Annotated in this window: 4 protein-coding genes; all 4 read left to right on the forward strand. The window is 61.7% G+C overall.

From position 1 onward, the window contains the following. On the forward strand, positions 1 to 229 hold a 229-nt coding region (gene rpsM, locus EN991_RS31810), incomplete at its 5' end, for a 30S ribosomal protein S13 (protein WP_127370235.1). Between the two features lie 162 nt (positions 230 to 391). After that, positions 392 to 781 carry a 30S ribosomal protein S11 gene (gene rpsK, locus EN991_RS31815; RefSeq protein WP_006205444.1) on the forward strand — a complete coding sequence of 130 codons (390 nt, stop codon included), beginning with the start codon at positions 392 to 394 and terminating at the stop codon, positions 779 to 781. A 102-nt stretch (positions 782 to 883) separates the two neighbouring features. Then, positions 884 to 1,894 carry a DNA-directed RNA polymerase subunit alpha gene (locus EN991_RS31820; RefSeq protein WP_013531438.1) on the forward strand — a complete coding sequence of 337 codons (1,011 nt, stop codon included), beginning with the start codon at positions 884 to 886 and terminating at the stop codon, positions 1,892 to 1,894. A gap of 104 nt (positions 1,895 to 1,998) precedes the next feature. Further along, the gene (gene rplQ, locus EN991_RS31825) at positions 1,999 to 2,430 is read left to right on the forward strand and encodes a 50S ribosomal protein L17 (RefSeq protein WP_013531439.1); all 432 of its coding nucleotides are present in this window, start codon (positions 1,999 to 2,001) and stop codon (positions 2,428 to 2,430) included. Positions 2,431 to 2,562 lie beyond the last annotated feature (132 nt).

A 2,562-nucleotide genomic window follows, 5' to 3' on the forward strand; every position in this document is an offset into this window, starting at 1 on the left:
GCTGACCGATGCGGAAGTGCTGCAGATCCGCGAGACCATCGATCGCGATTACCAGGTTGAAGGCGACCTGCGCCGCGAAGTCTCGATGAACATCAAGCGGCTCATGGACCTCGGCTGCTACCGCGGCCTGCGTCACCGCCGCTCGCTGCCGGTCCGCGGCCAGCGCACGCATACCAATGCGCGCACCCGCAAGGGCCCGGCCAAGTCGATCGCCGGCAAGAAGAAGTAATTTTTTTAGGGGAATAAGGGAGTAGGGGAGTAAGGCAGTAGGGAATGCCCGCCAGTCGGGTCGCATTTTTCCCTACTCCCTTGCTGCCCTATTCCCCTACTCCCTTACGAAGGTGGAGCCGCTGGCATTACGGCGGTGTAGAGATCAACTGAAAGGACTATCATGGCCAAGGAAGCCGCTCGTGTTCGCCGTCGCGAACGCAAGAATATCTCGTCGGGCGTTGCCCACGTCAATTCGACCTTCAACAACACGATGATCACCATCACCGATGCACAGGGCAATTCGATTGCCTGGTCGTCGGCCGGTGCCCAGGGCTTCAAGGGTTCGCGCAAGTCGACCCCGTTCGCTGCCCAGATGGCTGCCGAGGATGTTGCCAAGAAGGCCCAGGAACACGGCATGCGCATGCTCGAAGTCGAGGTCTGCGGACCCGGCTCCGGTCGTGAATCGGCACTGCGCGCCCTGCAGGCGGCCGGCTTCACCATCACCTCGATCCGTGATGTGACGCCGATCCCGCACAATGGCTGCCGCCCGCGCAAGAAGCGTCGCGTCTAAGCATTTACCGAACGCCGCGCGAGCCCCCTTGGGCGCTCCTCCGCGGCATTCCAGGTCGCCCGCCACGATTGGATGGTGGCGGGTCAACGGAAGGAAAGCATCATGATCCAGAAAAATTGGCAGGAACTGATCAAGCCGAACAAGATCGAGTTCTCGTCGAAGAAGAAGACGCTGACCACGCTGGTCGCCGAGCCTCTCGAGCGTGGCTTTGGCCTGACGCTGGGCAACGCGCTGCGCCGCGTGCTTCTGTCTTCGCTGCGCGGTGCGGCTGTTACCGCCGTGCAGATCGACGGCGTTCTACATGAATTCTCGTCCATCGCCGGTGTGCGCGAGGACGTGACCGACATCGTCTTGAATATCAAGGAAATCGCCATCCGCATGGAAGGCGATGGTCCCAAGCGCATGGTCGTTCGCAAGCAGGGACCGGGTGCGGTTCTTGCCGGCGACATCCAGACGGTTGGCGACGTCGAGATCCTCAACCCCGACCACGTCATCTGCACGCTGGACGAAGGCGCTGAAATCCGCATGGAATTCACCGTCGACACCGGCAAGGGTTACGTGCCGGCCGACCGCAACCGCGCCGAAGACGCGCCGATCGGCCTCATCCCGGTCGACAGCCTTTATTCGCCGGTCAAGAAGGTCTCCTACAAGGTCGAGAACACCCGCGAGGGCCAGGTTCTCGACTATGACAAGCTGACCATGACGATCGAGACCGACGGTTCGATCACCGGCGAGGACGCAGTGGCTTTCGCCGCCCGCATCCTGCAGGACCAGCTCGGCCTGTTCGTCAACTTCGACGAGCCGCAGAAGGAAGTCGCCGCCGAGGCCGTCACCGAGCTCGCCTTCAACCCGGCGCTGCTCAAGAAGGTCGACGAACTCGAGCTTTCGGTGCGTTCGGCCAACTGCCTGAAGAACGACAACATCGTCTATATCGGCGACCTGATCCAGAAGACCGAGGCCGAGATGCTGCGCACCCCGAACTTCGGCCGCAAGTCGCTGAACGAGATCAAGGAAGTCCTGGCGGCGATGGGCCTGCACCTCGGCATGGAAGTGCCGGACTGGCCGCCGGAAAACATCGAAGACCTCGCCAAGCGTTACGAAGACCAATATTGAGCATGAATTCCAAGGATCGGCGGCGTGGGCCGCTCGATCCGACGGTCATGCGGAAAACCATCAGAGGCCGCGGCCTCTTGAACAACTGAAGAAGGAAAAGAGCCATGCGCCACGGTTTCAAAGGCCGCCGCTTCGCCCGAAGCATTAGCCATCGCAAGTCGATGTTCGCCAACCTCGCCGTGTCGCTGCTCGAGCACGAGCAGATCGTCACAACCTTGCCGAAGGCGAAGGACCTGCGTCCGATCGTCGAGAAGCTGGTGACGCTCGGCAAGCGTGGCGACCTGCACGCCCGCCGCCAGGTCATTGCCCAGATCGGCAATGAAGGCGTCGTCAAGCGTCTGTTCGACACCATCGCGCCGCGCTACGCCAACCGCAATGGCGGCTATCTGCGCATCATGAAGGCGGGCTTCCGTCACGGTGACAACGCCGCCATGGCTGTCATCGAATTCGTCGATCGCGACGTCTCGGCCAAGGGCGCCGGCGACCGCGCTCGCATCGAGGCCGAAAGCGCTGACGCGGACGCCGCAGCCGCATAAGGCTCGGTTTTCCCAAATGAGTTCAAAGGGGCCTGCGGGCCCCTTTTTGTTTTCTGAAAGCAGCAAACCGCGCCGGAATCCGATTTCCGGGCATGCCCCTGGGATTTTGGCCCAAAATAGTCGGATTTCAGC

The organism is Mesorhizobium sp. M7A.F.Ca.US.005.03.2.1, from assembly GCF_003997795.1.
In the GTDB taxonomy this organism is placed as follows: Bacteria; Pseudomonadota; Alphaproteobacteria; order Rhizobiales; family Rhizobiaceae; genus Mesorhizobium; species Mesorhizobium ciceri.